At 65.6% G+C, this 24,312-nt stretch carries 28 protein-coding genes; 19 read left to right on the forward strand and 9 right to left on the reverse strand.

Features of this window, described 5'->3' with window-relative positions; all coding sequences use genetic code 11:
- Positions 1-234: 234 nt before the first annotated feature.
- The 3 genes from rmuC to recR form a co-directional block, all read right to left on the reverse strand.
- On the reverse strand, positions 235-1,794 hold the full coding sequence (rmuC, locus tag LH128_RS09850; protein WP_008829474.1) for a DNA recombination protein RmuC: 1,560 nt from the start codon (positions 1,792-1,794) through the stop codon (positions 235-237).
- A gap of 83 nt (positions 1,795-1,877) precedes the next feature.
- Complete coding sequence (gene def, locus LH128_RS09855) at positions 1,878-2,447, reverse strand: peptide deformylase (protein WP_008829475.1); 570 nt, start codon at positions 2,445-2,447, stop codon at positions 1,878-1,880.
- A gap of 62 nt (positions 2,448-2,509) precedes the next feature.
- Entirely contained in the window at positions 2,510-3,106 is a 597-nt protein-coding gene (gene recR, locus LH128_RS09860; protein ID WP_008829476.1) for a recombination mediator RecR, read from the reverse strand.
- Between the two features lie 60 nt (positions 3,107-3,166).
- Here recR and fmt point away from each other — a divergent pair, with 60 nt between their 5' ends.
- The gene (fmt, locus tag LH128_RS09865; RefSeq protein WP_008829477.1) at positions 3,167-4,075 is read left to right on the forward strand and encodes a methionyl-tRNA formyltransferase; all 909 of its coding nucleotides are present in this window, start codon (positions 3,167-3,169) and stop codon (positions 4,073-4,075) included.
- Positions 4,076-4,077: 2 nt separating this feature from the next.
- On the opposite strand, the gene LH128_RS09870 is transcribed toward fmt, so the two are convergent.
- Positions 4,078-4,602 (reverse strand): cupin domain-containing protein, encoded by a 525-nt coding sequence (locus LH128_RS09870; RefSeq protein ID WP_008829478.1) that lies wholly within the window; start codon positions 4,600-4,602, stop codon positions 4,078-4,080.
- A gap of 96 nt (positions 4,603-4,698) precedes the next feature.
- Here LH128_RS09870 and truA point away from each other — a divergent pair, with 96 nt between their 5' ends.
- On the forward strand, positions 4,699-5,445 hold the full coding sequence (truA, locus tag LH128_RS09875; protein WP_008829479.1) for a tRNA pseudouridine(38-40) synthase TruA: 747 nt from the start codon (positions 4,699-4,701) through the stop codon (positions 5,443-5,445).
- 53 nt (positions 5,446-5,498) lie between these two features.
- Here the strand turns inward: truA and cobS are convergent, their stop codons facing one another.
- Together cobS and LH128_RS09885 are read right to left on the reverse strand one after the other, a co-directional pair.
- Positions 5,499-6,488, reverse strand: coding sequence for a cobaltochelatase subunit CobS (gene cobS, locus LH128_RS09880; RefSeq protein ID WP_008829480.1), 990 nt, complete (start codon positions 6,486-6,488; stop codon positions 5,499-5,501).
- A gap of 63 nt (positions 6,489-6,551) precedes the next feature.
- Complete coding sequence (locus tag LH128_RS09885; protein WP_008829481.1) at positions 6,552-7,247, reverse strand: winged helix-turn-helix transcriptional regulator; 696 nt, start codon at positions 7,245-7,247, stop codon at positions 6,552-6,554.
- Positions 7,248-7,338: 91 nt separating this feature from the next.
- On the opposite strand from LH128_RS09885, the gene LH128_RS09890 reads away from it, so the two are divergent.
- The 8 genes from LH128_RS09890 to LH128_RS09925 all read left to right on the forward strand — a co-directional run bounded on the left by LH128_RS09890 (position 7,339) and on the right by LH128_RS09925 (position 11,986).
- Positions 7,339-7,767 (forward strand): VOC family protein, encoded by a 429-nt coding sequence (locus LH128_RS09890; RefSeq protein ID WP_008829482.1) that lies wholly within the window; start codon positions 7,339-7,341, stop codon positions 7,765-7,767.
- 28 nt (positions 7,768-7,795) lie between these two features.
- Positions 7,796-8,500 (forward strand): glutathione S-transferase family protein, encoded by a 705-nt coding sequence (locus tag LH128_RS09895; protein WP_008829483.1) that lies wholly within the window; start codon positions 7,796-7,798, stop codon positions 8,498-8,500.
- A gap of 1 nt (position 8,501) precedes the next feature.
- Entirely contained in the window at positions 8,502-8,873 is a 372-nt protein-coding gene (locus LH128_RS09900; RefSeq protein ID WP_008829484.1) for a DUF1428 domain-containing protein, read from the forward strand.
- A 3-nt stretch (positions 8,874-8,876) separates the two neighbouring features.
- On the forward strand, positions 8,877-9,701 hold the full coding sequence (locus LH128_RS09905; protein WP_008829485.1) for a VOC family protein: 825 nt from the start codon (positions 8,877-8,879) through the stop codon (positions 9,699-9,701).
- Between the two features lie 71 nt (positions 9,702-9,772).
- Positions 9,773-10,399: a glutathione S-transferase family protein gene (locus LH128_RS09910; protein ID WP_008829486.1), complete on the forward strand. Its 627-nt coding sequence runs from the start codon at positions 9,773-9,775 to the stop codon at positions 10,397-10,399.
- Positions 10,396-10,875 (forward strand): VOC family protein, encoded by a 480-nt coding sequence (locus LH128_RS09915; protein WP_008829487.1) that lies wholly within the window; start codon positions 10,396-10,398, stop codon positions 10,873-10,875. Before LH128_RS09910 ends, LH128_RS09915 begins: the two co-directional genes overlap by 4 nt.
- On the forward strand, positions 10,875-11,525 hold the full coding sequence (locus LH128_RS09920; RefSeq protein ID WP_008829488.1) for a glutathione S-transferase family protein: 651 nt from the start codon (positions 10,875-10,877) through the stop codon (positions 11,523-11,525). The genes LH128_RS09915 and LH128_RS09920 overlap by 1 nt, the downstream gene beginning before the upstream one ends.
- A gap of 11 nt (positions 11,526-11,536) precedes the next feature.
- Entirely contained in the window at positions 11,537-11,986 is a 450-nt protein-coding gene (locus tag LH128_RS09925) for an SRPBCC domain-containing protein (RefSeq protein WP_008829489.1), read from the forward strand.
- A 77-nt stretch (positions 11,987-12,063) separates the two neighbouring features.
- Here the strand turns inward: LH128_RS09925 and LH128_RS09930 are convergent, their stop codons facing one another.
- Positions 12,064-12,654, reverse strand: coding sequence for a J domain-containing protein (locus LH128_RS09930; RefSeq protein WP_037518826.1), 591 nt, complete (start codon positions 12,652-12,654; stop codon positions 12,064-12,066).
- A gap of 40 nt (positions 12,655-12,694) precedes the next feature.
- Between LH128_RS09930 and LH128_RS09935 the strand changes: the two genes are divergently transcribed.
- From LH128_RS09935 to LH128_RS09975, 9 genes are all read left to right on the forward strand, one after another.
- Complete coding sequence (locus LH128_RS09935; RefSeq protein ID WP_008829491.1) at positions 12,695-12,967, forward strand: BolA family protein; 273 nt, start codon at positions 12,695-12,697, stop codon at positions 12,965-12,967.
- A 218-nt stretch (positions 12,968-13,185) separates the two neighbouring features.
- Positions 13,186-13,839: an ATP phosphoribosyltransferase gene (gene hisG, locus LH128_RS09940; RefSeq protein WP_008829492.1), complete on the forward strand. Its 654-nt coding sequence runs from the start codon at positions 13,186-13,188 to the stop codon at positions 13,837-13,839.
- A complete protein-coding gene (hisD, locus tag LH128_RS09945; protein ID WP_008829493.1) occupies positions 13,839-15,128 on the forward strand; it encodes a histidinol dehydrogenase in 1,290 nt (429 codons plus the stop codon). The genes hisG and hisD overlap by 1 nt, the downstream gene beginning before the upstream one ends.
- The gene (gene nusB, locus LH128_RS09950; protein WP_008829494.1) at positions 15,125-15,568 is read left to right on the forward strand and encodes a transcription antitermination factor NusB; all 444 of its coding nucleotides are present in this window, start codon (positions 15,125-15,127) and stop codon (positions 15,566-15,568) included. Before hisD ends, nusB begins: the two co-directional genes overlap by 4 nt.
- 15 nt (positions 15,569-15,583) lie before the next feature.
- Positions 15,584-16,543, forward strand: a complete 960-nt coding sequence (gene thiL, locus LH128_RS09955; protein ID WP_008829495.1) for a thiamine-phosphate kinase — start codon at positions 15,584-15,586, stop codon at positions 16,541-16,543.
- 149 nt (positions 16,544-16,692) lie between these two features.
- Positions 16,693-18,786 carry a sodium-translocating pyrophosphatase gene (locus LH128_RS09960; RefSeq protein ID WP_008829496.1) on the forward strand — a complete coding sequence of 698 codons (2,094 nt, stop codon included), beginning with the start codon at positions 16,693-16,695 and terminating at the stop codon, positions 18,784-18,786.
- Between the two features lie 208 nt (positions 18,787-18,994).
- On the forward strand, positions 18,995-20,077 hold the full coding sequence (locus tag LH128_RS09965) for a GNAT family N-acetyltransferase (protein ID WP_083274733.1): 1,083 nt from the start codon (positions 18,995-18,997) through the stop codon (positions 20,075-20,077).
- The gene (locus tag LH128_RS09970; protein WP_008829498.1) at positions 20,074-20,934 is read left to right on the forward strand and encodes a transcriptional regulator; all 861 of its coding nucleotides are present in this window, start codon (positions 20,074-20,076) and stop codon (positions 20,932-20,934) included. The genes LH128_RS09965 and LH128_RS09970 overlap by 4 nt, the downstream gene beginning before the upstream one ends.
- A 96-nt stretch (positions 20,935-21,030) precedes the next feature.
- Positions 21,031-21,252, forward strand: coding sequence for a DUF2061 domain-containing protein (locus LH128_RS09975; protein WP_008829499.1), 222 nt, complete (start codon positions 21,031-21,033; stop codon positions 21,250-21,252).
- A 7-nt stretch (positions 21,253-21,259) separates the two neighbouring features.
- Here LH128_RS09975 and LH128_RS09980 read toward each other — a convergent pair whose 3' ends face one another.
- Positions 21,260-21,874, reverse strand: coding sequence for a hypothetical protein (locus LH128_RS09980; RefSeq protein ID WP_008829500.1), 615 nt, complete (start codon positions 21,872-21,874; stop codon positions 21,260-21,262).
- A 92-nt stretch (positions 21,875-21,966) separates the two neighbouring features.
- Complete coding sequence (uvrC, locus tag LH128_RS09985) at positions 21,967-23,910, reverse strand: excinuclease ABC subunit UvrC (RefSeq protein ID WP_037518833.1); 1,944 nt, start codon at positions 23,908-23,910, stop codon at positions 21,967-21,969.
- Positions 23,911-24,312 lie beyond the last annotated feature (402 nt).

Consider the following 24,312-nt stretch of genomic DNA (forward strand, 5'->3'; position numbering starts at 1 on the left):
ACTTTACGTAGAATAGTCATTGCGAGCGCAGCGAAGCAATCCAAAGTAGTCTTGAGCCGCCTTGGATTGCTTCGCTGCGCTCGCAATGACGAAGGGTAGATCACGTCAGACCATCAAATCGAGGCACCCGCCCTCATCGTGAAACCATCTGACGCAGGTTCGATCGGCGCCGTCAGAAGATGGGTTCCCGCCTTCGCGGGAATGACGACGACGATATACGCTTGATCTGGTGACTTACTCCGCAGCCTCCGCAGCCTCGACGGCTTCCTCGCTATTATCCTCGATCTGAACGCCGGTATCGGCATAACGCGGCGCAGCCTCGATCGAGGGGACATCGTCGGAGATTTCTCGCTTGCCGATCTTGATGTGCTTTTCACTGAGACGGCGGGCGCGGCTCATCACGTTGCCCTCGTAAGTGCGGGCGAAGTCGTTGAAGCTGTTGACCGCGCGGCCCATGTGCACGCCGACCTTGGACAAGTCGTCCTGAGTCTTCGCAAGGCTGTCGTAAAGGTCGGCGCCGAGCTTGCCGATCTCGCGCGCTTCGCGCGCTAGCCCTTCCTGCTGCCAGACTTGTGCGATGGTCCGCGCGATGGCGACGAGGTTCGTGGGGCTCGCCAGCAACACCTTGCGATCGAACGCGAAGTCCCAAAGACCCGAATCGTGGTCGAGGGCGGCTGCGATGAAGTGTTCGCCGGGCACGAACATGATCACGTAATCCGGCGCATTCTCGAACTGGCTCTGGTAGCTCTTGGCGCCGAGCGTCTGGATGTGGTTGCGCATCGATGCCGCGTGCTGGCCCATGAAGGCGAGGCGCCCAGCCTCGTCCTCGGCCTCGAAGGCATCCTGATAGGCATTGAGCGAGACCTTCGCGTCGATCACCAGTTGCTTGTTGCCGGGAATTCGGACGATCGCATCGGGGCGCAGACGGCCTTCCTCGGTGTTGATCGACTGCTCGGTCTCGAAGTCGGTGTGCTCGGTCAGCCCGCACTGTTCCAGCACGTTCTTGAGCTGCTGTTCGCCCCAGCGTCCGCGCGCCTTGGGCGCATTGCGCAGCGAGTTGCCGAGCCGGACGGCCTCCGCGCGCACCAGTTCCTGCCCGACGCGCAGCGCCTCGATCTGGCCGGTCAGCTGGCCGAAGGCATCGACGCGCTTGGCCTCCAATGCCGCGACCTGTTCCTCGTAGCTCTTGAGGCGCTGACCTACCGGTGTGAGGATCGAGTTGAGGCGTTCGGCGCTGGCTTTCTCGCTCTGTTCGAAACGCTCGCCCGCCCGGCGCAGGAATGCTTCCTGCGCGCCCGCCAGCACTTTTGCGCCGGCGTTCTCGAACTCCTTGCGCAAGGCTTCCTGCGCTTCGAGCAGCAGGCGCTTCTGCTCATCGAAGTTCGCCGACTTTTCCCGCAGGGTCGAAAGTTCGTCCGACAAGCCGCGCTGTTCACGCAGCAACCCGTCCACGCGTGCGGCATGTTCGGTGCGGGTCTTATCGAGAACCTGCGTCAGCTCTGCACGGGTACGTTCGACCGCTGCGGCGCCGTCATGGCGCAGGCGTTCGGTCAGGGCTTCATGGTCGGTGCGTGCGCGGTCGAGCGCCTGCTCGAGCGCATCGGCCCGCCCGGCCCGCTCGCGCGCGGCTTCAAGATCGGCGAAAGTACGTAAATATTTGGCGTCGCCTTCGCGTGCCTCACGCTCACGCGCTTCGGCTTGTGCCCGCCATTGCGCGGTCGGGCGCGAACCGAAAAACCAGCCTGCAGCGAGGCCGATGACGAGAGCGAGAATCGTGGCGACTACAAGTTCCATGGCTCCAGCCTAGCCGGAACATTTCAGGAACTCCAGTCCTCGACGGCGATTTTCCACCGGGGCGCGAAACGCCCCGGAAGAAATCAGGCGGCCTTGCGCAGCTTTTCGAGCTTCTTGAGCGCCATCTGGCGCTTCAGGCGCGAGAGGTGGTCGATGAAGAGGATACCTTCGAGGTGGTCCATCTCGTGCTGGAGACAGATCGCGAGAAGACCGTCCATGTCCTCCTCGTGCACCTTGCCGTCGAGGTCCTGCCAGCGTGCGCGGATGCGCGAAGGGCGCTCCACATCGGCGAAGATCTCGGGGACCGAGAGGCAACCTTCCTGATAGACGATGTGCTCGTCCGAGGGATCGAGGATTTCCGGATTGATGAAGATCCGGGGTTCCTTCTTGGTCGGCTGATGCGTGTGGTGGTGATCGCCATGCGACGTGCAGACTTCCGGCTCGGCGTCCTCGTCGTCAGGCTGGAGGTCGATCACCAGTACACGGAGCGGAACGCCGACTTGGATCGCGGCGAGACCGATGCCGGGAGCGTGGTACATCGTTTCGAACATGTCATCGACGAGCGTTTTAAGCTCGTCGTCGAACTTTTCGACGGGGGCCGAGACCTGCTTGAGGCGCTGGTCGGGAACTTCGAGGATTTCGCGGATAGCCATCTGCGCCAGATAATCGCGAAAGCCCGATTTCGCAAGATCAGGCACCGCAGGCCGAAATCGCGTCAGGCGACAGGACGACGAGCGCGGATCGCCTGGGCCAGTGTGCCCTCGTCGAGATAGTCGAGTTCGCCGCCGACCGGCAGGCCGTGCGCCAGTTGCGTTACCCGCACCGGGAAGCCTTCAAGCCGCTCGGCGATGTAGTGCGCAGTGGTCTGGCCTTCGAGCGTGGCGTTCATCGCGAGGAGGACTTCATCGATGCCGCCCTCCCCGATCCGGCGCAGCAGGCTGTCGATCGCCAGGTCTTCGGGGCGGACGCCGTCCAGCGCCGAGAGGCGTCCACCAAGGACATGGTAACGCCCCGTGAACAGGCGCGCGCGGTCAAGCGCCCAGAGGTCGGCGACTTCCTCGACCACGCAGATCGAGCGTGCGTCGCGGCGGGGGTCGGCGCAGATGCCGCAGGGGTCGGTGGTATCGACATTGCCGCAGGTCCGGCACTCGACGAGCGCCTCGCGCACGGCGTCCAGCGCCTCCAGCAGCTGCACCAGCGCGGTTTCCCGCCGCTTGATCAGCCACAGGACGGCACGGCGCGCCGAACGTGGGCCAAGGCCGGGCAGGCGCGACAGGGCGGCGGTCAGCGTCTCGATCTCTTGCGATGCCATGGATCGGGAGATAGGGCCTGCGCCTGATCTTAGAAAGCCCGCTCAGGAGTTCCCCACATCATGCGTATCATCTTCATGGGAACGCCCGATTTTGCGGTCCCCGCTCTGGTTGCTCTTGTCGAGGCGGGGCACGAGGTCGTGGCTGCCTACACCCAGCCGCCGCGTCCCGGCGGGCGGCGGGGCAAGGAACTGACGCCCTCGCCGGTGCAACGGGAAGCCGAAGCGCGCGGGATCGAAGTGCGCCATCCGGTTTCGCTGAAGGGGGCGGAAGAGCAAGCCGCCTTCGCCGCGCTGGAGGCAGACATTGCCGTCGTCGCGGCTTATGGGCTGATACTGCCGCAGGCGGTGCTGGATGCGCCGCGCCTCGGGTGCCTCAACATCCATGCCTCGATCCTGCCGCGCTGGCGCGGTGCGGCGCCGATCCAGCGGGCGATTCTGGCGGGCGATCCGACGACGGGGATCACCATTATGCAGATGGAAGCCGGGCTCGATACCGGACCGATGCTGGCGACGCTGCGCACAACGATCGACGCGAAGACGGCCGGGGAACTGACCTCCGAACTTGCGGACCGGGGCGCGCAATTGCTGGTCGGCACCTTGCGCGACCTCGCCGTTCACCGCGCGGTGAAGCAGCCGGAGGACGGGATTACTTATGCCCGCAAGATCGACAAGGCCGAAGCGCGACTCGATTTCACCGCAAGCGCGGTCGACGCGGAGCGTCAGGTGCGCGCGTTCATGCCCGCGCCGGGGGCATTCTTCGAACTGGACGGCGAGCGCTACAAGGTGCTGTCGGCGCGGATCGTCGAGGGCTCCGGCGAGGCGGGCAGCACGCTCGACGATGCCCTGACGGTCGCGTGCGGGGAACAGGCGCTGCAGGTCACGCGCATCCAGCGCGCGGGCAAGCCGGCCATGGACGTAGCCGACCTGCTGCGCGGACGCCCCATTCCGGCAGGCACGAAGCTGGCCTGAGTTTAGGCCCTCTCGGGCATCTGGCGCTGCGGCGGCGCTTCGTCGGCCCAGCGGGCGTGGCCTTCGCGCAAGGTCGCGGCGGTCTTTTCCCATGCGCTGAGGGGCTTGTCCCTGACGCGGATGTTGAAGCGGTCGGTATTTCGGAATTCGAGGACTTCGGCGCCTTCCGGGCCTGCGGTGTAGGCATAGGGCACTTCGGCGCCGACGAAGAAGCCGTCGCCAGCAGCCAGCGTCTCGGTGCCCATGCGGATCGATCCGGCGACGATGTAATAGAGGCAATCGCAGTCGTGGCTGTGGAGCGGCAGCGGGAAACCGCTCTTCACCCATAGCCGCGCGAGGCTCATATCCTCGCGGCGGTAGGGGACGTCGGCATATTCGCCCCTCACCTGCATCGCCTCCATCAGCAATGGCTGGGCGGCGGCGAGGTTGGGCGTATCACCCTCGTAAGTCATGCAGTCGCACTCTTCCAGCGCGGGAGCGTCAGCGCCGCGGAAGATCTGGAAGCGGGGCTCTTTGTTCTCGGCCATGGCAGGCTCCTTTCCCGGTGAGCGGATGGTGACACCGGATACGCAGGACGCCAAGCCCATTGCGCGGCGGCACCAGTCCTGTATCGGCGGGGCGAAATGACCCGTTTTGCGCTCACTCTCGAATTCGACGGCAGCCCGTTCATGGGGCTGCAGCGGCAGGTCCATGGTCCCTCGGTGCAGCAGTCGGTCGAGGATGCGGCCTTCGCGGTCACCGGCGAGCGCGCCATCATGCACGCGGCCGGGCGTACCGATGCCGGAGTCCACGCGCTCGGGATGCGTGCCCATATCGACATCGCGAAGCCGTTCGAGGCGTATAAACTGCTGGGGGCACTCAACGACAGGTTGCGGCCTCATCCGATCGCGGTCCTGTCCTGCGAGGTCGTGCCCGACGACTGGCACGCGCGGTTTTCCTGCGTCGGCCGCGCCTACATCTACCGCATCGCCAATCGCCGTGCCCCGCTGACGCTGGAGAAGGGCAAGGCATGGATGGTGCCCAAGCCGCTCGATGCCGAGGCGATGCACCGTGCCGCGCAGATACTTGTGGGACTGCACGATTTCACCACGTTCCGTTCGGTGCATTGCCAGTCGAGTTCGCCGCTCAAGACGCTCGACCGGCTGGAAGTGCGGCGCGAGGGCGAGATGGTGCTGATCGAAGCGGAAGCGCGCAGCTTCCTGCATCATCAGGTGCGCTCGATGGTCGGCTGCCTCGCACTCGTCGGCATGGGACGGTGGAGCGAAGAGGATCTGCGCGAGGCGCTTGCCGCGCGCAATCGCCGGAAGCTCGGCCTAAATGCACCGCCGGACGGGCTCTACTTCGTCCGCGCAGTCTATCCCGGCGAATAACGAAAAGGGCGCCTCCTTGCGGAAGCGCCCTTTTTCTTGGTCGGCCGGGCCGATCAGGCCTTGGCGACGACGCTTTCCGGCAGATCCTGCCCGAATACGCGCTGGTAGTATTCGGCCACCAGCATGCGCTCGGTCTCGTCGCACTTGTTCAGGAACGAGAGGCGGAAGGCGAAGCCGACGTCGTTGAAGATCGCCGCGTTCTGTGCCCAGGTGATGACCGTGCGCGGGCTCATCACCGTCGAGATATCGCCGTTCATGAAGCCCTGGCGCGAGAAGTCCGCGACCTTGACCATGTTGGCGATCACCGACTTGTCGATCTGCGGCACCTTGGCCGCGACGATGCCCGTCTCGGTGGCGTGGGGCAGGTAGTTGAGCGCCACCACCAGGTTCCAGCGGTCCATCTGGCCCTGGTTGATCTGCTGCGTGCCATGGTACAGACCCGAAGTGTCGCCCAGGCCCACCGTGTTGGCGGTGGCGAACAGGCGGAAGTGCTTGTCCGGACGGATCACGCGGTTCTGGTCGAGCAGGGTGAGCTTGCCCTCGGTTTCCAGAATGCGCTGGATCACGAACATCACGTCCGGGCGGCCCGCGTCGTATTCGTCGAACACCAGCGCCACCGGGTGTTGCAGCGCCCAGGGGAGCAGGCCCTCGCGGAATTCGGTCACCTGCATGCCGCCGCGCAGGACGATGGCATCGCGGCCGATCAGGTCGATGCGGCTGATGTGCGCGTCGAGGTTGATGCGGATGCACGGCCATTTGAGGCGCGCCGCGACCTGTTCGATGTGCGTCGACTTGCCGGTGCCGTGGTAGCCCTGCACCATCACGCGGCGGTTGAAGGCAAAGCCCGCCAGGATCGCGAGGGTGGTGTCCGGGTCGAACACATACGTCTCGTCGAGGTCGGGGACGCGCTCGTCGGCCACGGAGAAGGCCGGGACCTTCATGTCGATGTCGATCCCGAAAGTCTCGCGCACGTCGAGTTCGATGTCGGGAGCGGCCAGTACGGTGGCGTCGCGATTCTCGGTCTGGGTCTTGGAGTCAGTCATCGTAGGGCATCGCGTATAGGACCGGCCGCTGCATCGCAATAAGGTTTGGGCGACTTGCCTTGCTCAACTCGCGCATTTGGGAGGGAGGCTGAACAGATCGACGAAGCGCTGGACCAGCGATGGGTCGCCCTCGATCCGCAGTGCCTGAACCTCTTCCCGCGGCCACTTGCCGTAGAATACCCCGAGGAACGGGAACCCGCCCTCGGCCGCGAAGACCAGATCGGGGTCCGGATCGCCATTGCTGGAGGGTTGGATCGCCAGTTCGCCCTGCCCCAGCCGCCCGGTGAATTTGCTGACACCCACCTCGAAGCGCACCGTCAGTGCCAGCTCGCCGATCCGCTCGGGATGGATCATCGTGCGCAGCGAGAGCATCAGCGAGACCGGCGTGATCGGCAGCGTGGGATCGTGGAGGGTCGAGCGCACCGCCCATCGCCCCAGTTCCTGCATGACGGGCTCCAGCGCCAGGCCCCATTCGGTGAGTCGATAGACCTGCACCGAAGCGGGCGGCGGCAGCACTTCGCGCGCGACGATGCCGGTTCCTTCGAGGCTCTCCAGCCGCTCGGTCAACGTCTTGGCGCTCAGGCCCGGCAATTCGGCGCGGATCTCGGAGAAACGGCGCGGGCCGAGCATCATCTCGCGTATGATTGGCAGCGACCAGCGTTCGCCGATCAGTTCCATCGCGAAAGCCGCCCCGCAGGCATCCCCATACCAGCGGCCATGTGCGCGTTTCACACTGTCCGTCGCGCTTTCCGAACGCATGGTTTCTTTTTGTGACTTCATGGTTGCTTTTAGTTACCACTGAGGTCAGGTTCGGGCAAGAGGCGATTCGCCCTTCTGAAGGAGAGAGCAGATGGCACGCATGATCTTCGTGAACCTCCCCGTCACCGATCTGGAGCGCTCCAAGGCGTTCTACACCGCGCTCGGCTTCACCAACGAGCCGCGCTTCACCGACGACACGGCGGCCTGCATGGTGTGGTCGGAATCCATCTTCGTGATGATCCTGACGCACGACAAATGGCGCACCTTCACCGACCGCCCGATCCCCGACACCGGCTCCAGCGAAGTGGCGCTGTGCCTTGGATGTGAAAGCAAGGAAGAGGCCGCGGAGATGAAGGCCAAGGCTGCGGCGGCAGGCGGCACGCCCGACATCAATCCGCCACAAGACTATGGCTTCATGGTCAGCCACGCCTTCACCGACCTCGACGGGCATGTCTGGGAGACGATGTGGATGGACCCTGCCGCCGCCTCGGGGGAAATGGAAATCCCGACCACGGCGTGACATAAAGAAACGGGAGAGGGAGAAGACGATGCCTATCGATCCGACCTCACAGATAGAGATCACCGCTTACGAATGGGTGCCATCCTTCGCGCAGGGGCAGGTCCGCGATTTGCGCCCGCGCTGGACCTGCGAAGAGTACACCCTGCCCTACAAGGTGCGCCTGATCAGCGCGATCGAGCGCCCCGAATGGTACTATGACGACCAGCCCTGGGGGCAGGTGCCCTTCGTCCGTGACGGCGAGGTCGGGATATTCGAAAGCGGCGCCACGCTCATCCACCTCGCCGAGAAGGCGGGCGCCTTGCCCCCGACCGGCTCGCAGGAACGGGCGAAAGTCCTGAGTTGGCTGCTGGCTGCGTTCAACTCGATCGAGCCGTTCGTGATGGAGTTCGTCAACTGCACGTTTTTCTCGCGCAAGGAGGACTGGGCACCGCTGCGCCGCCCTTCCCTGACTACCGCGCTGGAAGGCCGCCTCAAGCGCCTCGAAACGGCGCTGGGCGACGACGAGTGGCTGGCCGGGGACTTCTCGATCGCCGATATCGCGATGACCACGATCCTGCGCGCCATCCCCGACCCGTCCGTGCTGGCGCCGACGCCCGCACTCGCGGCGTACGTCGAGCGCGGCATAGCTCGCCCTGCGTTCCAGCGTGCGCTGGAGGCGCAACTCGCGCCTTTCGCCGAGCATGATCCGAAGACCAAAGCCAAGGCCGAAAACCCTGCCAAGGAAGGAGTCTGACATGACCTACGTAGAAGGTTTCGTGATCGCCGTCCCCAAGGCGAACAAGGACAAGTTCATCGCTCACGCCGAAATGGGCGACGCCGTCTTCATGGAGCACGGCGCCACCCGCGTCCTCGAATGCTGGCAGGACGACGTGCCCGAAGGCAAGCAGACCGACTTCTTCCGCGCGGTGGAGTGCAAGGAGGACGAGGCGGTGGTCTTCTCGTGGATCGAATGGCCCGACAAGGCGACTCGCGAAAAGGGCATGGCTGCCGTCATGGACGCGATGAACACCGACCCGCGCATGGATCCGGAGAAGAACCCCATGCCTTTCGACGGCATGCGCATGATCTACGGCGGCTTCCAGCCCGTCGTCACGCTGGGAGGCTGAGCCATGGGCAACCCTGTAGGCAGCTTCATCTGGTACGAGCTGATGACCAGCGATTCCGACGCCGCGGCCGCCTTCTACGGCAGTGTCGTCGGCTGGAAGATCGGCGCCAACGTCATGTCGGAAATGACCGGCGATTCCGGCATGGACTACCGCATGATCGAGCGCATCGATGGCGGCGGCGCGGGCTGCGGCTATACCGGCGGCGTCTTCGCACTCGACGATGCCATGATCAAACAAGGCGCGAAGCCCGGCTGGATGGGCTACATTTACGTCCCCGACGTCGATGCAAAAGTGGCCGAGATCACGGCCGAGGGCGGATCCGTCCACGTGCCCGCCACCACCATGGAAGGCGTCGGCCGCTTCGCCATGGTGACCGACCCGCAGGGCGCCGCGTTCTACGTGATGACGCCGGAACCGCCCGCCGACGATCCCGACGCCACCAGCGACGTGTTCAGCGTGGACAAGCCGCAGACGGTACGCTGGAACGAACTCGTCACGCCCGACGACGACGCGGCGGTGGCGTTCTACACGAAGCATTTCGGCTGGACCCAGCACGGCGCGATGCCGATGGGGCCGCTCGGCGACTACCGCTTCCTCCAGCTGGAGGACGTGCAGATCGGCGCGGTTATGAAGCAGGCTGATTTCATGCCGGTGCCAGGCTGGACCTACTACATCGGCGTGGACGATATTGACCGCGCACTGACCGCAGTAAAGGACGGCGGCGGCAAGCCTATGGGCGATCCGCAGCAGATCCCCACCGGCGAATACACCGTCCACGCCTTCGATCCGCAAGGCGCCTACTTCGGCCTCGTCGGGCCGCGCAGATAACCGGGCGGACGGTGATTGACGCCGTCCATTCGTTCCATCAATGTTCCACCCTCATCTAAGGGAGAATCCCGATGGCCGACTACACCTTCTTCACCAACCCGATGTCGCGCGGACAGATCGCCCGCTGGGCGCTGCACGAAGCCGGGGCGGACTACGAGCAGGTCCTCGTCGACTGGAAGGACAAGCCCGCCGCGTTCCTCGACGCCAACCCGATGGCCAAGGTGCCAACGCTGATCCACCATGCCGACGACGGCGACCGGGTGATCACCGAATCCGCCGCGATCTGTCTCTATCTCGCCGAGATGAACCCGGAAGCGCACCTGCTCCCCAACGACGGCGAGATGGCGGACTATTACCGCTGGACCTTCTTCGCCTCCGGCCCGATCGAGCAGGCGATCACCTCGCGCGCGCTCAAGTTCGAGCCGACGCCGCAGCAGGAGATGATGGCCGGCTGGGGCAGCTTCGAGCGCACCCTCGCCGCGATCGAGGAAAAGCTGGCCGAGGACGACTGGGTCTGCGGCACCCGCTTCACCATGGCCGACGTCTATGTCGGCAGCGCGATCGACTGGGGCATGACCTTCGGCATCATCCCGCCGCTGCCCCCGCTCGTGGCCTATGCCGAACGTTGTCAGGAACGCCCCGCCTACCGGACCGCCAAGGGCATCGACGGCAAGCTGATAGAGGAGATGAAGAAATGACGGCCAAAAACCGGATCTGCCTCTGGTACGACGGCACCGCCGAGGACGCTGCGAACTTCTACGCCACCGTCTTCCCCGACACCCGCGTCGATTCCGTACAACGTGCACCGACGGATTATCCGGACGGGAAGGAAGGCAACGTCCTCGTGGTCGAGTTCACGGTGATGGGGATCGAATGCATCGGCCTCAACGGCGGCCCGCAGTTCCCGCAATCGGAATCGTTCTCGTTCCAGGTCGCCACCGACACGCAGGAAGAGACCGACCGCTACTGGGACGCCATCGTCGGCAATGGCGGAGCGGAAAGCATGTGCGGCTGGTGCAAGGACAAGTGGGGCCTCAACTGGCAGATCACTCCTCGCGCCCTCACGAACGCGATGGCGAACCCCGATCGCGCTGCAGCCAAGCGGGCGATGGAAGCGATGATGACGATGCGCAAGATCGACATCGCCGCGATCGAGGCGGCGGTGAAAGGCTGATGCTGGCACTCTACGGCCACCCCTTCTCGTCCTACACCTGGAAGGCGCAGATCGCGCTCCTGGGATCTGGGCTGGAACATGAGTTCCGCATCGTCGACGGCGATCACCCCGATCATGGCAAGATCGTCGCCATGGCCGGACCAGCGGGCAAGTTCCCGGTCCTGCAGGACGGCCAGAACCTGATCTTCGAGGCGACTTCGATCATCGAGCACCTGCAACTGCACCATGTGGAACCGGATGTCCTGCTGCCCTCCGATGCCGAAGCGGCGATCGGCGTACGCATGCTCGACCGGGTTTTCGACAACTACGTCATGGGCAACATGCAGGAGGTCGTGAACGAACACATTCGCGATGCCGAAAACCCGGACATGACCCGCATCGGCGAAGCGCGGGAACGGCTGGAACGCAGTTACGCCTGGTTGGAGGGCTGGCTTCAGTACTACCCGGCGCAAGGCCAGGTTACCCTGATCGAGTGCGCCGCCGCGCCCTCGCTGTTCTACGCCGACTGGGTCCTCCCCATCGCCGACAGCTTTTCGCGCCTGAAGGCATGGCGCGCCCATCTGCTCGCCTTGCCGCCGGTCAGCACCTGCGTCGAGGCCGCCCGCCCTTACCGCGCGTTCTTTCCGCTGGGCGCGCCTGATCGAGATTGAGGAGAACAACGATGAGCAACGAACTGTCCACCACCCGCTACATCGCCGCACCGCCTGCGAAAGTGTGGGACGTCATGGCCAACCGCCAGAACGAATGGTGGTGCCCTACCCCATGGCGCGCCGAGGTCGATGAACAGGACAAGCGCCCCGGCGGCGTCTGCAAGATGACGATGTACGGCCCCGACGGCGAAGTCATGCCCCAGAACGGCATCTACCTTGCCTATGAGGAAGGCCGCCGCTTCGCCTCGACCGATGCGGTGGTGGACGATCTCCAACCGAGCGGGCCGTTCATGATCGGCATCTGGGAAGTCGCTCCGGAAGGCGAAGGCACGCGCTATACCGCCACCGCCCGCCACTGGAGCGCGGATACCTGCAAGCAGCATGAGGAAATGGGCTTTACGCAAGGCTGGGCAGCCTGTGCGGACCAGTTGGCAGCGATCTGCGAGGGCGAAGACGAATAACGCGCCCTGCTCCTCTTTCCACTTCGTCACCCTGAAACAAGTTTAGGGTGACGGGGAATGTAGGGCCAAGATAGGTCCTACCCGAAAGCCGCCGCGTTCTTGAGGACCTGATACGCCTCGACCACCCCCTGCAGCCGCGCGGCATGGCTGTGATCGCCGCCGTTGTGGTCGGGATGATACTGCCGCAGAAGCCGCGTATAGCGAAACCGCAGGGTCTTGCGGTCGATGTCCCCGTCCAGCCCCAGCGTCTCCAAAGCTCTGCGCTCGTTCGGAGTGAAGCGCGCGTTTTCGGGCTTCAGGTCAGCCCTGCGCCGCTTCACATGCGCCCTCGCCCGTGCCTGAATCGCCTCAAGCGGGTCGGAGAAGTTCGCCCAGTTCGGCGCCTGATCCACGCCCGCATCAGGCCGGAACGCGCGGGTCTGCGTCTCCCAACCGTGGAGCGGGGACTGCGCGCGCATGATCTCCTCCGCTTCCATGCCTTCGAAGTAGTCGTAGCCCGAATTGAACTGACGCACGTGCTCGAGGCAGAACCATCGATAGTCGCCCGGCCCGTCGAACCCGGACGGCCGACCACCCGGAGCACGAAACTCGCCCGCCTCATCACACCCCGGCCAGGCGCACTCGTGACCGGTGGATTCGAACCTTCCATGAAATCTATGCTGTCTCACCGGCTTCCAGATGGGACATCGATCGCCTAAATGGAACCCCATGTCTGGACCACTCGAACAGGAAATGCGGCAGCTTCTGACCGCTGCCTTCGCTCCCACGTCGCTTGACGTGGTCAACGATTCCGCCACGCACCGCGGCCATACCGGCGATGACGGCAGCGGCGAATCGCACTTCACCATCCTGATCGAGAGCCCGCAGTTCGCCGGTGTCTCACGTCTGCAGCGCCAGCGACTGGTAAATGCGGCGCTGGGCGACATTCCCGGCAATCGCGTCCATGCGGTGGCGATCAAGGCCAGCGCGCCGGGGGAATAAGCGCGAAGCCCGCAGACATACACCCGTCATCCCAGCGAAGGCTGGGACCGCTGGCAATGCTTTAGGCGATAGCTGGCCGAACAACACTCTGCCGCTATGTGGGTTGTTCACGGCCAGCGATCCCAGCTTTCGCTGGGATGACGGCGTGTTGCCCTGTAGCTTGCTCAGGGCAAACACCCCGGTTGCCCTTTGCGCCTTGCCCGACTAAGGCGCGCACCATGCCGACACCTCTGACTTTCGCCGTGCCCAAGGGCCGAATCCTCGACGAAGCGCTGCCCCTGATGGCGCGCGCCGGTGTGACCCCCGAGGCGGAATTCCATGACAAGAAGTCACGCGCGCTCTCCTTCGCTTGCGAAAACAGCGACATGCGCCTGATCCGCGTGCGCGCCTTCGACGTCGCCACGTTCGTCGCGCATGGCGCCGCGCAAGTCGGCATCGTCGGCTCGGACGTGGTGGAGGAGTTCGCCTATTCCGACCTCTACGCCCCCGTGGACCTGAACATCGGCCACTGCCGTCTTTCGGTCGCCGAAAAGGTGGGCGAGACCGGCGGCGCGCTGCCTTCGCACTTGCGCATCGCCAGCAAGTACCCGAACCTCACCCGCCGCCATTTCGAGAAGTTGGGCGTGCAAGCCGAAGTCGTGAAGCTGAACGGCGCGATGGAGCTGGCGCCCTGCCTCGGTCTGTCGAGCCGGATCGTCGATCTGGTCTCCACCGGCCGCACGCTCAAGGAGAACGGTCTGGTCGAAACCAGCCGCATTCTCGACATTTCCGCGCGCCTGATCGTCAACCGCGCTGCCCTCAAGACCGACGAGCGCGTCGCCGCACTGGTCGAGGCCTTCCGCGCGCTGGTGGCGGAAAAGGAAGCCGCCTGATGCTGCGCCTTTCAGCCAAGGACCCCGGTTTCGCCGAGGCCTTCGCGCGCGTCGTCTCCGACCGCCGCGAAAGCGCGGTTGACGTGGCCGCCGACGTCGCCGCGATCCTCCGGGACGTGCGCGAGCGTGGTGATGCAGCGCTTGCCGATCTCACGGCGAAGTTCGACGGCCATGACCTCGACCAGACCGGCTGGAACGTCGATGCCGCTACCTGCAAGGCCGCCTTCGACGCGCTAGAACCGACCTTGCGCGCAGCGCTGGAACTCGCGGCAGAGCGTATCCGCGCCTACCACGCCGCGCAACTCCCCGAGAACCGCGACTACACCGACGCCGCCGGCGTGCGCCTCGGAGCGACGTGGAATGCGGTGGACGCGGCGGGCCTCTACGTTCCCGGCGGGCGGGCGGCCTATCCGTCCTCGCTGCTGATGAACGCCATTCCCGCAAAGGTCGCAGGCGTGGAGCGTCTCGTCGTCGTCACCCCGACGCCGAAGGGCGAAGTCAATCCGCTCGTCCTCGCCGCCGCGCACCTTGCGGGCGTGGACGAAGTGTGGCGCGTGGGCGGTGCCCATGCCGTCGGCGCGCTGGCCTATGGCACCGACCGCATCGCCCCCGTCGATGTGGTAACCGGCCCCGGCAATGCCTGGGTGGCCGAGGCCAAGCGCCAGCTCTACGGCGTCGTCGGCATCGACATGGTCGCGGGGCCGAGCGAAATCCTCGTCATCGCCGACGCCAAGAACGAGCCGCGCCGGATCGCCGCCGACCTTCTCAGCCAGGCCGAGCACGACCCGACCTCGCAGTCGATCCTCATCACCGACGACGCGGCCTATGCCGACGCGGTGGCCGAAGCCGTCGAACTCGAACTCGCCGCGCTAGCGACCGAGAAGACCGCCCGCGAAAGCTGGAACGTCAACGGCGTCATCATCGACGTCGCCAGCTTCGACGAAGCCCCCGCGCTCGCCAATGCACTGGCGGCCGAACACGTCGAGATCGCCACCGACGATCCCGAAAGCCTGATGCGCCGCATCCGGCACGCAGGGTCCGTGTTCCTCGGCCGCATGACCCCCGAGGCGGTCGGCGATTACGTCGCCGGCCCCAACCACGTCCTGCCCACCGGGCGCCGGGCGCGGTTCTCCTCGGGGCTTTCGGTTCTCGATTTCATGAAGCGCACCAGCTTCATCCAGCTTGACGCTGCGGCGCTGGAGGCCATCGGCCCCGCCGCCGTCGCCCTTGCCGAGGCCGAAGGGCTTCCCGCGCACGCGCGCTCCATTTCCGTAAGGCTGAACTCATGAGCAATCCCAAGCAGAAGCGCGCCGCCGCGCGCCTCGCCGCCGTCCAGGCGCTGTACCAGTTCGACATGGAGGGCACCCCGATGGCCTCCCTGCTCGACGAATTCCACCGCCACCGCCTTGGCATGGAGATCGACGACGCGCAGTTCGCGCAGGCCGAAGTCGCGTTCTTCGACGACGTCGTGAAGGGCACCATCGCCCGCCGCGACGAAATCGACGAACTGCTGGCGTCCAAGCTGACCGAGGGCTGGTCGCTGGGCCGTCTCGACAAGACGATGCTGCAGATCATGCGCGCGGGCGCTTACGAACTCATGGCCCGCGCCGACATTCCGACCGGCGCCGCGATCAGCGAATACCTCGACGTGTGCCACGCCTTCTTCGACCCGCGCGAGGCGAAGTTCCTCAACGGCGTGCTCGATTCGGTGGCAAAGTCGGTCCGCTGACGGCATGATCTTCGGATGACCGGCGAAGCCGCCTTCATCCACGCCCTGCGCGCCATCGCCACCGCCCCCGCCGCCCGGCGGCTGGCGGACGATGCCGCCGTGCTCCGGATCGGCGGCGAGGCGCTGGTGCTGACGATGGATACCGTCGTCGAGGGCGTCCACTACCTCCCGAACGATCCGCCGCAGGACGTGGCGTGGAAGCTGGTGGCGGTGAACGTCTCCGACCTTTCCGCCAAAGGGGCGACGCCGGCGGGGTGCCTCTATTCGCACGCGCTGGGCGCTTCCGCGTGGGACACCGCGTTCCTCGCCGGGCTGGACGAGGCCTGCCGCCGTTTCGCCATCCCGCTGCTGGGCGGCGATACGGTCCGCATGCCGGACGGCGCGCCGCGCAGTTTCTCGCTGACGGCGCTCGGCACCGGGGCCAAGGGTTGCCCGGTGCCTTCGCGCACGGCGGCGCGGCCGGGTGACCGGGTCTGGGTCAGCGGGACCATCGGCGATGCGGGGCTGGGGCTGAAAGCCGCGCTGGGCGACCTCGATGGAGACGCAAGCGCCCTCACCGCGCTGCTCGCCCGTTACCGCCGCCCTGCGCCCGAGCCTCGCTTGGGCGTCGCACTGGCGCCGCTGGTCCACGCTATGATGGATGTTTCCGACGGACTCATGGTCGATGCCTCGCGCATGGCCGAGGCCAGCGCGGTAGGCGTGACGCTGGACGTCGGCGCAGTGCCGCTTTCCGCGGCCTTCCGCGCCGTCGCAGGCGAAGTTCTGGAGGTCCGGCTGGCAGCGATGGCCGCCGGGGACGACTACGAACTGCTGTTCACCGCGCCGCTCGAAAATACAGCGCGCATTCTTGAAGCCGCGAGCACCCTGAACCGGCAGGTTACGGCAATCGGCACCATCGAAGCAGGAGCGGGGCTGTCGCTGCATCACGAAGGCGCTGCACTGCCCTTGCCCGAACGCCTGGGTTACCAGCACTGACGTCGGTGCGTGGCCCGGTCGCCATGCCGCCGATGACGGCACCGTTCCGGCGCATATCCCTGCTTGCCACTCCCCCACCTTCCCTATAGCCCTAGTCGCCGCGAGCGGGAAAACCCGTCGCTACAACATAATGGGAAGGGGACGTCTTCGTGAATCTCATCACGATCGCAATAGTCCTGGGACTTCTGGCCATCGTCTATGGCTTCGTCACAAGTCGTCAGGTGCTCAGTGCTCCCGCAGGCTCCGAAAAGATGCAGGAGATCGCCGCCGCTATTCAGGAAGGCGCGCAAGCCTACCTGAAGAGGCAGTATTCCACCATTGCCGTCGTCGGCGTGATCGTCGCGATCATCCTGGCGTTCACACTCGGAGCCATATCGGCCACCGGGTTCGTCATCGGCGCGATCCTGTCGGGTTTCGCCGGGTTCATCGGGATGAACATCTCGGTCCGGGCGAACGTACGCACCGCCGCTGCGGCACAGAAGGGCCTGCAGGAAGGGCTGACGCTGGCGTTCCGGGCGGGCGCAATCACCGGCATGCTGGTGGCAGGCCTCGCTCTGCTCGCGATCGCGGTGTTCTACTGGTATCTCACCGGACCGGCCGGGCACACGGTTGGCGGCGATGACCGTACCGTGGTCGAAGCACTGACCGCCCTCGCCTTCGGAGCCTCGCTCATCTCGATCTTTGCGCGTCTGGGTGGAGGCATCTTCACCAAGGCCGCCGACGTCGGCGCCGACCTCGTCGGCAAGGTCGAGGCCGGCATTCCCGAGGACGATCCCCGCAACCCCGCCGTCATCGCCGACAACGTGGGCGATAACGTCGGCGACTGTGCCGGCATGGCGGCCGACCTGTTCGAAACCTACGTCGTCACCGTTGGCGCGACGATGGTGCTGACCGCGCTGTTGCTCAAGGGCGCGGGCAACCTGAGCGCGATGATGGCGCTGCCGCTGCTGATCGGCGGCGTTTGCATCGTCACCTCCATCATCGGCACCTACTTCGTGCGGCTGGGCAGCTCGCAGAACATCATGGGCGCCATGTACAAGGGCTTCCTGGTGACTGCGGTGCTCTCGATCCCGGCGATCTGGTGGGCGATAAGCCATGCGCTGGGGGATATGGAGGCCGTCATCGGCAATGGCGACCTCAACGGCCGCACGTTGTTCTATTGCGCTCTGGTCGGCCTGGCGATCACCGGCCTGATCATCTGGATCACCGAGTATTATACCGGGACCGATTATCGCCCGGTCCGGTCGATCGCCAAGGCTTCGGTCACCGGTCATGGCACCAATGTGATCCAGGGCCTTGCCATCAGCCTGGAAGCGACGGCGCTGCCGACGATCGTGATCGTCGCCGGGATCATCATCGCCTACCAGCTCGCCGGGCTGCTGGGCATTGCCTATGCGGCGACCGCGATGCTGGCGCTGGCGGGCATGGTGGTGGCGCTGGATGCTTACGGTCCGGTCACCGACAACGCGGGCGGCATCGCCGAGATGGCCGGTCTAGACGACGCCGTGCGCGAGAAGACCGACGCGCTCGATGCCGTGGGCAACACCACCAAGGCCGTGACCAAAGGTTATGCGATCGGTTCGGCGGGGCTTGCCGCGCTGGTCCTCTTTGCCGCCTACACAACCGACCTCAAGGAGTTCTTCCCAGCGCTGAACGTCGATTTCAGTCTGGAGAATCCTTACGTCATCGTCGGCCTCCTGCTCGGCGCGCTACTGCCGTACCTGTTCGGCGCGATGGGCATGACGGCGGTGGGCCGGGCCGCGGGCGACGTGGTCGTCGATGTGCGCGAGCAGTTCCGCGAGAAGCCAGGCATCATGACTTATGCGGAAAAGCCCGACTACGCACGCACGGTCGATCTTGTCACGAAGGCAGCGATCAAGGAGATGATCGTGCCCTCGCTGCTGCCGGTGCTGGCGCCGATCGTGGTCTACTTCGTGATCACCGCCGTCGCCGGTCGTGAAAACGGCTTCGCGGCGCTCGGAGCACTGCTGCTTGGCGTGATCGTCAGCGGGCTATTCGTGGCCCTGTCGATGACTTCGGGTGGCGGCGCATGGGACAACGCCAAGAAGTTCATCGAGGACGGCAATTACGGCGGCAAGGGTTCGGAGGCGCACAAGGCTGCCGTCACCGGCGATACCGTGGGCGATCCCTACAAGGATACCGCAGGCCCGGCGGTGAACCCGATGATCAAGATCACCAATATCGTCGCGCTGCTGCTGCTTGCCGCAATGGCGGCCGGTTGAACGCAGCGGCACCGCGTCGGGGCCTTTCCGGCGCGGTGCCGTTAGCGTTTCCTTGATTTCTCGCCATTAATTCAGGCCACGAACACGCAACGTTCCGGCAACAGGATTCGGTCTGCAAGTGGCTGGCGAGGCACATCGCAAAGAGGCCCCATCGGTGCTGGACGCCGAGATCGCGCCCGCTCGCCTGCTTTCGGGCAGCCTCTGCGCCATGCCCTGGCGCGCGCTGGAAAGCGAGGTCGATGCCTGGGACCGCCTAACCGGCAACGCCAGCGAGCCAAACCCGTTCTTCGAGAGCTGGTATCTGCTCCCCTCGCTACGCCACCTGCCTGACACGGACGCCGTGACGATCCTGCGCTTCGAGCAGGACGGGCAACTGGTGGGCCTGCTGCCCGTCGCTCCATCCCGCCGCTACTACCGCTGGCCGATGCCGCATTTGTCCAGCTGGCTTCACGCCAACTGCTTCTGCGGCGTGCCGCTGGTCGCCCGGGGCGCAGAAGTGCCTTTCTGGCAGGCCGTTCTGAGCTGGGCCGACACCCGGCCTGACGCGGCGCTGTTCATGCACTTGCGCGGCATGATGCTGGGCGGCCCGCTGCACGCCGCACTGGACGCCGTAGCGGCACAGGACGCGCGGCAGATCGAGATCGTACACCGCGAGGCCCGCGCCATGCTCGCCTCCGACCTTTCGCCCGAAACCTATCTGGAAGCCGCGCTGTCGAGTAAGAAGCGCAAGGAACTGCGCCGCCAGGCCAATCGCCTCGCCGAGGAAGGTGCCATCGCCTTCGAGCACAGCACCGATGCTCGCGACGTCGCCCGGTGGTGCACCGATTTCCTCGCGCTGGAGGCTGCGGGCTGGAAGGGTAAAGCCGGCTCCGCGCTGGCAAGCTCCGAGCGGACCGAGCGGATGTTCCGCGAAAGCCTCGAAGGAGCAGCTCTGCGCGGCAGGCTGGAGAGACTGTCGCTGACGCTCGACGGTCGCCCCGTCGCGATGCTAGCGACGTTCCTGACCGCACCGGGCGCCTATTCCTACAAGACCGCCTTCGACGAGACATATGCGCGCTTTTCACCCGGCGTGCTGCTCCAGCGCGAGAATCTCGCCATGCTGGACCGCGCAGACATCGCCTGGACCGACAGTTGCGCCAGCGCAGACCATCCGATGATCGACCACCTCTGGCGCGAGCGCCGGGACATCGGGCGGCTCTCCATCGCCATCGGCGGCAGGCTGCGCCGCGCCGCCTTCCGCCAGTTCGTGCGCGCCGAAACCGCGCGCCATCCCGCCGGACACAGACCATGAACGTCCCGACTCTACTCCAGGCAAGTCCGGTTTTTGCGGACACCGCGCGCCATGACTTCGCATCGCACTATCCCGAGGTGCCGCATAAGCTGACTCACGCCCTTGGCGCACATCCACTGATGGAACTGGAGGCACTGGCCCGGCTGGCGGAGGTACTTCCCCCCGCCTCGGTGGAATACAATGCCAGCGACCAGCCCATCGGCATCGAAGGAAAGCCCGGGCCGACCGGCATCCCCATCGGCGAAACGATCCGCCATATCGAGACGACCCGCTCCTGGGCGGTGCTCAAGAACGTCGAGCAGGACCCGGCGTACGCTGCACTGCTTGAAGCGTTATTGGCGGAAATCCGTCCAGCCATCGAAGCGCGCACCGGGCGCATGCTCAAGACACAGGCCTTCGTATTCGTGACCAGCGCCGGGGGCGTCACGCCCTATCACTTCGACCCCGAACACAACATCCTGATGCAGGTGCGCGGCTCCAAGGTGATGACGCAGTTCCCGGCGGGCGATCCGACCTTTGCGCCGGACGAGATTCACGAAACCTACCACACCGGCGGCGGCCGAGAACTGAAGTGGCGTGACGACCTGCTCGCCGGCGGCCGCGAATTCCCACTCGCGCCGGGCGAAGCGCTTTACGTACCGGTTATGGCGCCGCATTTCGTGCGCAACGGGCCGGAGCCTTCCGTTTCGCTCTCGATCACCTGGCGCTCGGAGTGGAGTTTTGCGGAAGCGGATGCGCGGGCATTCAACGGACTTCTACGACGTTGCGGGCTTAAACCGACGGCCCCGGGGCGCTGGCCGGATCGCAATCGCACCAAGGCGACAGGCTGGCGTATCGCACGCAAGCTGGGCCTGTAGGACTGGCTCATCGCTCCGGTCGATCACCGTGGCGACAAGGATCGTTTTGTTGTTGCAAATCATTCGCATTAGAAGGGTTGTCAAAAGGACCGCCCGATGACCCGCGATTTCGCCAAGACCCTCAGTTTCCTTGCGCTCCATCTTATGGTCGGTTTCACCGTCGCCTATCTCGTCACCGGATCGGTCACGATGGCGGGCGGGATTGCTCTGATCGAGCCGATGGTGAACGCAGTGGTTTTCTTCTTTCACGAGCGTGCCTGGCGGAGCGGAGACACGTCGTTCACCGCGTTGCGGAGGCATCGCCACGCCGCAGTCTGACACCAGTTCAGGAACGCCGGGTCGTTTCCTTGCGCAAGTCGTGGACGCGGCCGCCGTGATGCTCGATCACCGGGCTGAAGTCCTCGGGCTCATTGACGAGATCGTCGAACAGCGCACGGTAATGGATCATCGCCCGGCGCAATTCCTCAGTGCCCGCCTCGCCGCGGGCATGGCTGGCGGCGATGTGATGGCCGGTGCGGTAATGCGCGACGACCTCGCCGTGATCGACCGACAGGTCTTCGTAGCGCTGGTCGAAGTCGGCCACCGGATAGCCACGTGCGGTCATGACGTCGGCAAGCAGCACGTCGGCGCGCTGGACGGCACCCGCCGGGTCATCGACGAACTGGGCCTGCACTTCCAGCCATGCGCGCACGAACGCTTCCCGCCGGGCGGGCTCCAACGGGCGAATGTCGAAGGCGGCGACGCGCTGCTCGCGCTCATAGAGCACGGTCTCGGCCTCATACGTGCTGCCGGACTGGTCGATAGTGCGATCGTATTCGTCGCCAAACCGATCGCGCAGCCGCGCTGTATGGCGACTGCGCATGACTGTCACGACAACGCCGACCAGAACGGCCAGCGCGATCACGCCGACGGCTATGGCGAGCGGACTAAGTGTAACCACGTTGAATCTCCCGTTTCCCGCCTCCGTCCTACGGAAACTTCAACCGGGGAGATGATCGTCAGTTGCGCGGCCCGCCGCAGGTGTCGCGCCGCTCAGCCGTTCGGGTGGTAGAAATCGTAGATCGTCTGCGCCACCGCCACGCTGACACCCGGCGCGCGGCGCAAATCTTCAAGGCTCGCCGCACGTACCTTGCCGGCCGTGCCGAAGTGCAGCAGCAGAGCGCGCTTGCGGGCCGGGCCGATGCCGGGAATCTCGTCGAGCGGGCTGGCGGTGATCGCCCGGCTGCGCTTCGCCCGGTGCGCGCCGATTACGAAGCGGTGGACCTCGTCACGCAGGCGCTGGAGGTGGAACAGCACCGGCGAGTTCACTGGCAACATCTTCTCGCGCCCGTCAGGGAAGTGGAACACCTCGCGCCCCTCGCGGCCGTGGTGCGGGCCCTTGGCGATGGCGATGAGGTTGACGTCCTCGATGCCGAGTTCCTCCAGCGCGTCCTTCACCGCGTTCATCTGGCCCTTGCCGCCGTCGATCAGGACGAGGTCGGGCCAGGTGCCGCCGGTGCGCTCGGGGTCTTCCGCCTGCACGCGGCCGAAGCGGCGGGTCATGACCTCGCGCATCATCGCGTAGTCGTCGTCGGTCTGCGCGGACTTGATGTTGAACTTGCGGTACTGGCTGGTCTGGAAGCCCTCCGGCCCCGCCACCACCATCGCGCCCAGCGCCTTTGTGCCCGAGATATGGCTGTTGTCGTAGACTTCCACGCGCTGCGGCAGGTCGGGCAGCTCGAGGAAGTCAGCCATCTCGCGCCAGACTTTCGCCTGCGTGCCGCGCTCAGCCTGGCGGCGGTCGAGCGCTTCCACCGCGTTGCGGGTGGCCTGCATCATCAGGTTGCGGCGGTTGCCGCGCTGGGGGACGGAGATTTCCACCTTGCCGCCCGCGCTCTCGCGCAGGGCTTCGGCGATCAGCTCGGCCTCGGGAAGTTCGCGATCGACGAGGATGCAGCGCGCGGGCGGCACTTCCTCGTAGAACTGCGCGAGGAACGCCTGCATCACCTCTTCCTCGCTCAGGCCCTCGGTGTGGGTGGGGAAGAAGGCGCGGTGGCCCCAGTTCTGGCCGCCGCGGATGAAGAAGGCCTGCACGCCGACCTGCCCGCCCTTGCTAGCCATCGCGAAGATGTCGGCATTGTCGAGCCCTTCCGCGTTGATCGCCTGGCTGCCTTGAATGAAAGTCGCCGCGCGCAGGCGGTCGCGCAGCATCGCCGCGCGCTCGAAGTCGAGGTCGGCGGCCGCCTCGGCCATCTGCGCCTCGATCTTGCGCTGCACTGCGTTGGACTTGCCGCCGAGGAAGTCCTTCGCCTCCTGCACCAGTTCCTTGTAGCCCGCCTCGTCGATGCGGTCGACGCAAGGGGCCGAGCAGCGCTTGATCTGGTAAAGCAGGCAAGGCCGGTCGCGCCGGGCGAAGAAGCTGTCGGTGCAGCTGCGCAGCAGGAACAGCTTCTGCAGCGCGTTGATCGTGGTGTTGACCGAGCCGGCGCTGGCGAAGGGGCCGTAGTAATTGCCCTTCATCCGCCGCGCGCCGCGATGCTTCATGATGCGCGGGAACTCGTGGTCAGTGCGCAGCAGGATGAACGGGAACGACTTGTCGTCGCGCAGCAGCACGTTGTACGCGGGCCGGAAACGCTTGATGAGCTGCGCTTCGAGCAGCAGCGCCTCAGCTTCGGAATTGGTCGTCACGATCGTCATCGAGCGGGTCTGGCTGACCATGCGCTGCAAGCGACCGGGCAGACGTTCCCACTGGGTATAATTGGCGACGCGGTTGCGCAGCACCCGCGCCTTGCCGACATAGAGCACGTCGCCGCGCGCGTCCTGCATGCGGTAGACGCCGGGCTTGGCGGGCAGCGTGCGGACGGTGTCTCGGATCACCTCTACGCCCGCCTGCAGGTCGGGCTGGTCGGAACCGCGCACGGTGTAGGTCGCCCGCTCCTCGTTGAAGCGTTCGAGATGGTTGGGCTGCTCAGGAGTGCCGGCTGGTGTTCTCGCCATGTTCGTGCAGATAGGGAAGGTTCGCGCGAAGGGGAAGTGCCCGAACGCGCCCACCCCCAGCCCCTCCCGCAAGCGGGAGGGGGACCGACCATTTCGCCCCTCCCGCAAGCGGGAGGGGGACCGACCATTTCGCCCCTCCCGCAAGCGGGGGGGGGGAGCCGCTGATCTCGCATTCCCCTCCCGCCTGCGGGAGGGGACAGGGGTGGGCAAAAACGCCGCTGGCCACACCGAAACAAGCTGCTAACCTCCCGCTCATGCGATCCGTATCCACGTCGAGCCTGAGCGCTCTCGCCGCCGCCCTTCTCCTCTCCGCCTGCGCTGCCGCCCCCTCCGGCACGCCTGTCGCCAGCACGCCGCCTGCACCGGAGGCCGCACCGCCTCGGCCCGCCGCCGCATCGCCGC

Origin of the sequence: Sphingomonas sp. LH128, assembly GCF_000293195.2 — a bacterium.
In the GTDB taxonomy this organism is placed as follows: domain Bacteria; phylum Pseudomonadota; class Alphaproteobacteria; order Sphingomonadales; family Sphingomonadaceae; genus Novosphingobium; species Novosphingobium resinovorum_A.

Coding starts and splice junctions, on each gene's coding strand:
- LH128_RS09900 (WP_008829484.1), top strand. CDS start 8,502: ATGACCTACGTAGAAGGTTTCGTGATCGCCGTCCCCAAGGCGAACAAG.
- LH128_RS09910 (WP_008829486.1), top strand. CDS start 9,773: ATGGCCGACTACACCTTCTTCACCAACCCGATGTCGCGCGGACAGATC.
- def (WP_008829475.1), bottom strand. CDS start 2,447: ATGGCTATCCGCGAAATCCTCGAAGTTCCCGACCAGCGCCTCAAGCAG.
- LH128_RS09895 (WP_008829483.1), top strand. CDS start 7,796: ATGCCTATCGATCCGACCTCACAGATAGAGATCACCGCTTACGAATGG.
- truA (WP_008829479.1), top strand. CDS start 4,699: ATGACCCGTTTTGCGCTCACTCTCGAATTCGACGGCAGCCCGTTCATG.
- LH128_RS09920 (WP_008829488.1), top strand. CDS start 10,875: ATGCTGGCACTCTACGGCCACCCCTTCTCGTCCTACACCTGGAAGGCG.
- LH128_RS09915 (WP_008829487.1), top strand. CDS start 10,396: ATGACGGCCAAAAACCGGATCTGCCTCTGGTACGACGGCACCGCCGAG.
- LH128_RS09885 (WP_008829481.1), bottom strand. CDS start 7,247: ATGCGTTCGGAAAGCGCGACGGACAGTGTGAAACGCGCACATGGCCGC.
- LH128_RS09905 (WP_008829485.1), top strand. CDS start 8,877: ATGGGCAACCCTGTAGGCAGCTTCATCTGGTACGAGCTGATGACCAGC.
- hisG (WP_008829492.1), top strand. CDS start 13,186: ATGCCGACACCTCTGACTTTCGCCGTGCCCAAGGGCCGAATCCTCGAC.
- thiL (WP_008829495.1), top strand. CDS start 15,584: ATGACCGGCGAAGCCGCCTTCATCCACGCCCTGCGCGCCATCGCCACC.
- nusB (WP_008829494.1), top strand. CDS start 15,125: ATGAGCAATCCCAAGCAGAAGCGCGCCGCCGCGCGCCTCGCCGCCGTC.
- LH128_RS09890 (WP_008829482.1), top strand. CDS start 7,339: ATGGCACGCATGATCTTCGTGAACCTCCCCGTCACCGATCTGGAGCGC.
- recR (WP_008829476.1), bottom strand. CDS start 3,106: ATGGCATCGCAAGAGATCGAGACGCTGACCGCCGCCCTGTCGCGCCTG.
- cobS (WP_008829480.1), bottom strand. CDS start 6,488: ATGACTGACTCCAAGACCCAGACCGAGAATCGCGACGCCACCGTACTG.
- LH128_RS09970 (WP_008829498.1), top strand. CDS start 20,074: ATGAACGTCCCGACTCTACTCCAGGCAAGTCCGGTTTTTGCGGACACC.
- rmuC (WP_008829474.1), bottom strand. CDS start 1,794: ATGGAACTTGTAGTCGCCACGATTCTCGCTCTCGTCATCGGCCTCGCT.
- LH128_RS09975 (WP_008829499.1), top strand. CDS start 21,031: ATGACCCGCGATTTCGCCAAGACCCTCAGTTTCCTTGCGCTCCATCTT.
- LH128_RS09935 (WP_008829491.1), top strand. CDS start 12,695: ATGTCTGGACCACTCGAACAGGAAATGCGGCAGCTTCTGACCGCTGCC.
- LH128_RS09870 (WP_008829478.1), bottom strand. CDS start 4,602: ATGGCCGAGAACAAAGAGCCCCGCTTCCAGATCTTCCGCGGCGCTGAC.
- LH128_RS09925 (WP_008829489.1), top strand. CDS start 11,537: ATGAGCAACGAACTGTCCACCACCCGCTACATCGCCGCACCGCCTGCG.
- hisD (WP_008829493.1), top strand. CDS start 13,839: ATGCTGCGCCTTTCAGCCAAGGACCCCGGTTTCGCCGAGGCCTTCGCG.
- uvrC (WP_037518833.1), bottom strand. CDS start 23,910: ATGGCGAGAACACCAGCCGGCACTCCTGAGCAGCCCAACCATCTCGAA.
- LH128_RS09965 (WP_083274733.1), top strand. CDS start 18,995: ATGCCCTGGCGCGCGCTGGAAAGCGAGGTCGATGCCTGGGACCGCCTA.
- fmt (WP_008829477.1), top strand. CDS start 3,167: ATGCGTATCATCTTCATGGGAACGCCCGATTTTGCGGTCCCCGCTCTG.